The sequence below is a fragment of the Pseudoduganella namucuonensis genome, from assembly GCF_900116645.1.
Taxonomy (GTDB): domain Bacteria; phylum Pseudomonadota; class Gammaproteobacteria; order Burkholderiales; family Burkholderiaceae_D; genus Rugamonas; species Rugamonas namucuonensis.
In genome coordinates this window covers 90,331-96,772 of the sequence record NZ_FPBO01000036.1, presented here as the reverse complement: position 1 = coordinate 96,772, position 6,442 = coordinate 90,331, and the positions used below count along the sequence as shown (strand labels likewise).

The window sequence follows — 6,442 nt, the reverse complement described above, 5'->3', positions numbered from 1 at the left end:
CGCTCCATGGCCTCGGGTTACGCCGGCCTGGACAACGACCTGTTCTACCAGTCCAACACCATGATGGTGTTCGGCGACGCGAAGAAGGTCATTGAGGACATGGTCAAGGCAGTCGACTAAACAGGCAAGCGGGAGAAGTCATCATGCAAACGTCTAAACACCCGAGCAAGGAACAAGTAAGAGCCTGGCTGCGCGAGCGCAGGATACATCCCGCGCCGCTCCCCGACCTTGCACTGATACGGCTCCAGCTCGGCTGGTCGAACTCACCCGCGGACATCACCACGCCCGCCTCCGCGCACACCAATCGCGGCGTTTCGTAACCCCACTGCCGCCGGCCATAAAAGGACCGGCGGTAGCTGCCCACATCCCGTCGCCCCCGCTCACCTCCTATGCCGCGTGGCTGCCCCACACCTCGCCGCCTCCCGAAAAACACCTTGCGCTTGGCAGCGCATTCCCCGGACACGCAAAAAAACCTCCAACGGTGATCGCCACCATTGGAGGTTGTCGCACGCCGACGCGCGGCGGGCTTCTTTCAACTCATGGAGTAGTCGGCCAGGTCCGGATTGCGGGTCCAGGTCCAGTAGTCGACCAGCCGCCATGGCGAGGTGTTGACCACGCGTCCCGCGCTATTCTTGTACCAGCTGTCGACGCCCTCGTACGACCACACCATGCCCGCCAGTTCGTCCGCCAGCCTGGTGTTGTACGCGTGATAGACCTCCGGCTTGCAGTCCAATGCCTTTTTCCCCTGCTCCAGCAGCGCCTTGATGCAGCCCACAGTGTAGCGCACCTGGCATTCGGAATTGAAGATGATGCTGCCGCCGTGGGCCAGGTTGGTCCCCGGTCCATACATGCAGAACAGGTTGGGGAATCCCGGGACGGTGATGCCCAGATAAGCGCGCGGTTCGTCCTGCCAAACATCGTTCAGCGTGACACCGCCTCGTCCTGTAATAGTCATCGGCCACAGAAACTTGTTCGCATGGAAACCGGTGGCGAAGACGATCGCGTCCACGTCGTATTGCGTGCCGCCGCAGACCACGCCCGAGGCATTGATTTCGGAGATGCCATCGGTCACCAGTTCGACATTGTCGCGCTGCAGCGTCTTGAGCCAGCTGCCATTGTCCTGCAGCATGCGCTTGACCATCACCGGATAAGTGGGAACGACCTTCTCCAGCAACGCGGCATCGTCGCCCACCTGCCGCTTGATGTAATCGGTCAGCGTCTCGCGCATGACGTCGTTGTGGGCGTTGACGGCGCGCCGCGGATGGGGCCAGGAAGGGTCCATCTTCAGCTTGGGCAGGATGCCGTCCGTGCCGGGCCAGAACAACAGGAAGCGATACCAGCGGGCGTAGAACGGCACGTGTTTGAGCAGCCACTTCTTGCTCTCGCTGACCAGCGCGTGGTAATTCGGATTGGGCAGCATCCAGACCGGCGAGCGCTGCAGCACGAACAACCGCGACGCCTCCTTGGCCACCTCCGGCACCAACTGGAAGGCGCTGGCGCCGGTGCCGATCACCGCGACGCGCTTGCCCTTCAGCGAGCGCTCCGGCTTCCACTCGGCCGAATGCATGATGGCGCCCTTGAACAGCTCCAAGCCCTTGATCTCGGGTATGCGCGGCCGGTTCAACTGGCCGACGGCGCTGATCACGGCGTTGGCGCCGCGGCGCTCCTCGCCGCCCTGGCGCCGCAATGTGACCTGCCATTGCGCGCTGTCCTCGTCGTAGGCGGCGGAGGTGACTTCGGTGTTGAACTGAATACATCCCCGGATGCCGTGCTTGTCGGCGAAGCGGTTGAAGTAGGCGAACAATTCGTCGCGTCCCGAGTAGAACTGGGTCCAGTCGTGACTGGGCTCGAACGAATAAGAGTAGAAGTGGCTGGCGATATCGACGCGGCAGCCGGGATAGCGGTTCTCGTGCCAGGTACCGCCGACGCAGGCGCCTTTCTCGATGATCGTGAACGGCACGCCAAGTTCCTTCAGCCGCACGCCGGCCAGCAGGCCGGACATGCCGGCGCCGATGATGAGCACCTTGAAATCCTCGCGCGCCGATTCGGACACCGGGCGCTCGAAGCGGCTGGCGCGGCTGTCCCCTCCGTCCAGGCCCATCTCCTCCATCATCATCGGCACGTACTCGGCCGCGACGTGCTCGCCCACCATGAAGCTCATCATCCTGTGCACCGTCTCTGCCGACGGGGGTGGCGGAAGCTGGTGGCCGCCGTCGCGGTAGCGCTTCAGGGCTTGCAGCGCCAGGGCGCGCACTTCCGCCTTTTCCGCGTCGCCGAGATAGCCCTGCACTTCGCCGATCAGCGGCGTGCGGGGCTTGATCGCGCCCTCCAGGATCGTGGTGTCGCCTGTCAGGTGAACCAGTGTCATCATCAGCGTTGGCACGCTGGCGGCCTCCAGCATGTTGGCGATGAAGGTATCGTCCTCCACTATTTTCTGCTCGGCGATCGTAGTGCTCGCGCTCATGGGTTTCCTCTTGGTCTGGGTTGAGGCCCTTGCTGCTAAAGGGGCCGTTCACCGACCATAGTGAACCCGTGGCGCGTTTTACACATCATCCAATTGGATGTAAAACGGCGATTCACCGCGCCTCAATTGGCGCGGGATGGCCTTACCACGCCTGGGTCCCTGCCGTGGCAACGCAGGTCGCCGATCAAGTCGTTGCCCATGTGGCGCTCGACGATCTTCCACCGCCCGTCCACCTTCGCCAGGCGGTCCAGGTAGTCGCCACCGATGATGGCTTGCAAAGGCTGGGTGGCGGCTTGCTGGAAGACCATCACATAGGATTGCGCGATCGCGCGCTCCGGCCCGTCTGGCCGGATGATCAGGTTCGCCAGCATATGCCGCGTGCGCGGCGTGCCGTCCTCGTAGACCAGTACCCAGTCGCGGAACGCGCTGGCCACCGCCACCGCGTCCTTGCTGGCCATCAGCGAACCGCCGCTATAGACATCGGCTTCGCCCAGCAATTGTCCGACCGCGTCGAAACGGCCGCCGTCCAACGCGTAAGGATAGCTGTGCAGCAGGTTTTGTATGGCGAAGTAGTCGTCCGCATTCAACATTTGTTCTCCAATGGGATGTCGGCACATGGGCGCGCACGGACTGGTTCGGCGCGCAACATACGGCGCAGATAGCTGTCGCGGTCTTCGATGAAGCGCCGGGCGGCCGCGGTTCCACCCGCGATCGAGTCGAAGCCGTGGTAGGCGCCCGCGTAGACACGCAGTTCGGTGGCCACGCCCGCATGCAGCAGACGCCGGGCGTAGGCGATGTCCTCGTCGAGGAACAAGTCGCATGCGCCGACGGCGATATACGCCGGCGGCAAGCCGGCCAGCCGCTCCGCCCTCGCCGCCGCCGCGTAGCCGGAGGTTTCGGCGGCGCCGGCGCGGCCGGACAGTAGCGCGTTCCAGCCGGTATGGTTGTTCTCGCGCGTCCATACCACCGTGTCGGGACAATCGGGACCCGCCGGGGCGGTGTTGCGGTCGTCCAGCATCGGATAGAGCAGCAGCTGGCACGCCAGCCGCACCTCGGCGCGGTCCCGCGCCAGCAGGGCCAGGCAGGCGGCCAGCCCGCCACCGGCGCTGGCGCCGCCCACGGCGATGCGTTCCGGATCCAGGCCCAGTCCCGCCGCCTGCCCCGCCAGCCAGCGCAACGCGGCGTAACAATCCTCCAACGGCGCCGGATGCGGATGCTCCGGCGCCAGCCGGTAGTCGACGGCGGCCACCGCGCAGGGCACCTGTTCCGCCAGCGCCCGCAACAGGCCGTCGTCCTGGGCCGCGTCGCCCAGCACAAAGCCGCCGCCGTGCACCCACAGCAGCACCGGCAACGGCGCACTGGTCGCCGTCGGCCGGTACAGCCGCACGGGCACGCCGGGCGCGCCGTCCGCACCGGGCGCGACCCACTCCGTCACGGTCAACGCCGCCGGGCCCGGCCTGGCGGCGGCGCCCCTCGAGGCTTCAGTGGCCGCGGCCACCATTTGCAGCATGCCCGCCCGCAGCGCCGGCAGGTCCGACAGGTCGAGCGCCCCGCCGACCTGCAGCTGGAAGGCGCGCAGCGCAGGCGCCAGCTCGGGATCGATGTTCGCGTAATCGTCCATTGCCCTCCCCTCAGCCGCCGGCGGTGGGCATGAACGCCCACACCCGCTCGCTCACGCAGGCCAGGCAGCGCCTGGACAGTCCATCCGCGCAAGCCTTCGCGGGGGCGAAGAACTCCGGGTCGGCGGGCCAGCATTCGCCGCACGACATGCAACGTTTCAGTTCGCCGATTTCAGACGGCACCCGCGCGCGCGGGTTTTCGGTCATGGTATTCGCCATGGTTTCGCTCCAATTCAACGCCACGGGCGTTCACAGACGTTCAAAGATGGCGGCGATGCCTTGCCCGCCGCCGATACACATCGTCACCAGCGCATAGCGCCCGCCGGTGCGATGCAGTTCCGCGATCGCCTTGACCGCGATGATGGCGCCAGTGGCGCCCACGGGGTGCCCCAGCGAGATGCCCGAGCCGTTCGGATTCACCTTGGCGGGATCGAGTTCCAGCTCGCGGGCGACGGCGCAGGCCTGCGCCGCGAAAGCCTCGTTCGATTCGATCACATCCAGGTCGCCCACCGACAGGCCGGTACGCCGCAGCGCCAGGCGCGTGGCCGGCACCGGTCCCATACCCATCAACATCGGGTCGACGCCGGCATGGGCGTAGCCAACCAGTCTCGCCAGTGGCTTCAGGTCGAGCGCGCGGGCATGCTCCGCCTCCATCATGAGCAAGGCGGCGGCGCCGTCGTTGATGCCGGAGGCATTGCCCGCCGTGACCGATCCATCCTTCATGAAGGCCGGCCGCATTGCCGCCAGCGACTCCGGGCTGGTATCGGGGCGCACATGTTCGTCCCGCTCGAAGACACGCGTCGCCTTGCGGTCGGGCACCTCGATCGGCACGATCTGATCCTTGAAATAGCCGGCCGCCACCGCGCGCGCAGCGCGGCGCTGGCTTTCCAGCGCCAGTTCGTCCTGCATCAGGCGCGTGATGCCGTAACGCTGCGCGATATTTTCCGCCGTGATACCCATGTGCACGCGCTTCCACGGATCGTGCAGGATGCCGCTCATGTAGTCGGTCACGGCGCCGTCGCCCATGCGCGCGCCCCAGCGCGCCGACGGCAGCAGGTATGGCGCCCGGCTCATGGACTCCGCGCCCGCGCCGATCGCGACGTCGGTGTCGCCCAGCAGGATGGCCTGCGCGGCCGATATCACGCCCTGCAGCCCCGAGCCGCACAGGCGGCTGACGTTGAACGCCGGGGTGCCCTGCGGGATGCCGGCGTCGATCGCCGCCACCCGGCTCAGGTAGGCGTCCGCCGGTTCGGTGGGAATCACATTGCCCATCACCACATGGCCGACCGCGTCGGCCGAAACGCCCGAGCGGGCCAGCACGCCGGTCACGACGGCAGTCGCCAACCGGGACAAGGCCACGTCCTTCAACGCGCCGCCGAACGAGCCGATCGCCGTCCTGGCGCTGCCCACGACCACCACTTCACGGTGCTTCATTGCCTGCTCCTGTTCTGTCTAGCGTCGCCGGACCGGTTGATCCGCGATCACAGGCTCCAGCATCGCACCCCCGGCGGCGGCCGGCATCGTCTTTTTGGATGAAATACCGCCTCCGACAGCAACCTCCGTCAGCGGCCGGTGAATTCGGCGCCGCGGCGGGCATAGAAGGCCGCCACGCCCTCGGCGAAATCGCCGGTGCGGGTGCAGGCGCAAAACGCGGCGCGCTCCGCCTCGAGCTGTTCCGCCAGACCGCGCGTATGCGACTCGTGCAGCAGACGCTTGGTGGCGCCCAGCGCGGCGGTGGCCCCCGAGGCCAAGCGCCGCGCCAGGCAATCCGTTTCCTCGTCCAGCCTGCCCGCCGCCACCACGCGGTTGACCAGGCCCAGCGCGCCCGCCTCCGCCGCCTCCACGGTGCCCGTCAACAACGCGATCTCCATCGCCTTGCGCAGGCCGACGATACGCGGCAGGTACCACGATCCCGACACGTCGGGACTGGCGCCGATGCGGGCGTACGCCAGATTGAAGGACACGTTGTCGGCCGCCACGGCCAGGTCGCAGGCCAGCGCCAGGCTCACGCCGGCGCCCGCCACCGGACCGCGCAGGCTGGCGATGACGGGAACCGGCAATTGCGTCAGCGCCAGCACCGCCTCGTTCAACGGCCGGATCAGGCGCTCCGCGCTCCGCTCCGCTTGTGCGGGGTCGGCCTGGAAACACGCGAGGTTGCCGCCGGCCATGAAGGCCTTGCCCGCGCCCTTGAGCACGACCACCCGCACGGCGGGATCGCCGGCCACGGCCTTGATCGCGGCCAGCAAAGCCTCGGCCATCTCGACGTCGACGGCGTTCAGCACGGCGGGGCGGTTGAGCACGATGCGGGCGATCGCGCCTTCCCGCTCCAGTAACACAGCTTGGTCTTGCATGGTCATGG

Annotated in this window: 8 protein-coding genes; 2 read left to right on the top strand and 6 right to left on the bottom strand. The window is 67.1% G+C overall.

The window, feature by feature from the left end; all coding sequences use genetic code 11:
• On the top strand, positions 1-120 hold a 120-nt coding region (locus BM436_RS28785), incomplete at its 5' end, for an NAD(P)(+) transhydrogenase (Re/Si-specific) subunit beta (RefSeq protein ID WP_143133343.1).
• A 23-nt stretch (positions 121-143) separates the two neighbouring features.
• Positions 144-320, top strand: coding sequence for a hypothetical protein (locus BM436_RS37270; RefSeq protein WP_177307580.1), 177 nt, complete (start codon positions 144-146; stop codon positions 318-320).
• A gap of 212 nt (positions 321-532) precedes the next feature.
• On the opposite strand, the gene BM436_RS28780 is transcribed toward BM436_RS37270, so the two are convergent.
• From BM436_RS28780 to BM436_RS28755, 6 genes are all read right to left on the bottom strand, one after another.
• Positions 533-2,464, bottom strand: coding sequence for a flavin-containing monooxygenase (locus BM436_RS28780; RefSeq protein ID WP_093559258.1), 1,932 nt, complete (start codon positions 2,462-2,464; stop codon positions 533-535).
• Positions 2,465-2,586: 122 nt separating this feature from the next.
• Positions 2,587-3,054, bottom strand: a complete 468-nt coding sequence (locus BM436_RS28775; RefSeq protein WP_093559256.1) for a nuclear transport factor 2 family protein — start codon at positions 3,052-3,054, stop codon at positions 2,587-2,589.
• A complete protein-coding gene (locus tag BM436_RS28770) occupies positions 3,048-4,085 on the bottom strand; it encodes an alpha/beta hydrolase (protein ID WP_093559254.1) in 1,038 nt (345 codons plus the stop codon). Before BM436_RS28770 ends, BM436_RS28775 begins: the two co-directional genes overlap by 7 nt.
• Positions 4,086-4,095: 10 nt before the next feature.
• Complete coding sequence (locus tag BM436_RS28765) at positions 4,096-4,302, bottom strand: hypothetical protein (protein WP_143133342.1); 207 nt, start codon at positions 4,300-4,302, stop codon at positions 4,096-4,098.
• Positions 4,303-4,332: 30 nt separating this feature from the next.
• Positions 4,333-5,517: an acetyl-CoA C-acyltransferase family protein gene (locus BM436_RS28760; RefSeq protein ID WP_093559250.1), complete on the bottom strand. Its 1,185-nt coding sequence runs from the start codon at positions 5,515-5,517 to the stop codon at positions 4,333-4,335.
• A 128-nt stretch (positions 5,518-5,645) separates the two neighbouring features.
• Positions 5,646-6,440, bottom strand: a complete 795-nt coding sequence (locus BM436_RS28755; protein WP_218164948.1) for an enoyl-CoA hydratase/isomerase family protein — start codon at positions 6,438-6,440, stop codon at positions 5,646-5,648.
• Positions 6,441-6,442 lie beyond the last annotated feature (2 nt).

What these genes read in the sequence shown, in the direction of transcription:
- BM436_RS28780 (WP_093559258.1), bottom strand. Translation starts at nt 2,464, where the DNA reads ATGAGCGCGAGCACTACGATCGCCGAGCAGAAAATAGTGGAGGACGAT.
- BM436_RS37270 (WP_177307580.1), top strand. Translation starts at nt 144, where the DNA reads ATGCAAACGTCTAAACACCCGAGCAAGGAACAAGTAAGAGCCTGGCTG.
- BM436_RS28775 (WP_093559256.1), bottom strand. Translation starts at nt 3,054, where the DNA reads ATGTTGAATGCGGACGACTACTTCGCCATACAAAACCTGCTGCACAGC.
- BM436_RS28755 (WP_218164948.1), bottom strand. Translation starts at nt 6,440, where the DNA reads ATGACCATGCAAGACCAAGCTGTGTTACTGGAGCGGGAAGGCGCGATC.
- BM436_RS28765 (WP_143133342.1), bottom strand. Translation starts at nt 4,302, where the DNA reads ATGGCGAATACCATGACCGAAAACCCGCGCGCGCGGGTGCCGTCTGAA.
- BM436_RS28770 (WP_093559254.1), bottom strand. Translation starts at nt 4,085, where the DNA reads ATGGACGATTACGCGAACATCGATCCCGAGCTGGCGCCTGCGCTGCGC.
- BM436_RS28760 (WP_093559250.1), bottom strand. Translation starts at nt 5,517, where the DNA reads ATGAAGCACCGTGAAGTGGTGGTCGTGGGCAGCGCCAGGACGGCGATC.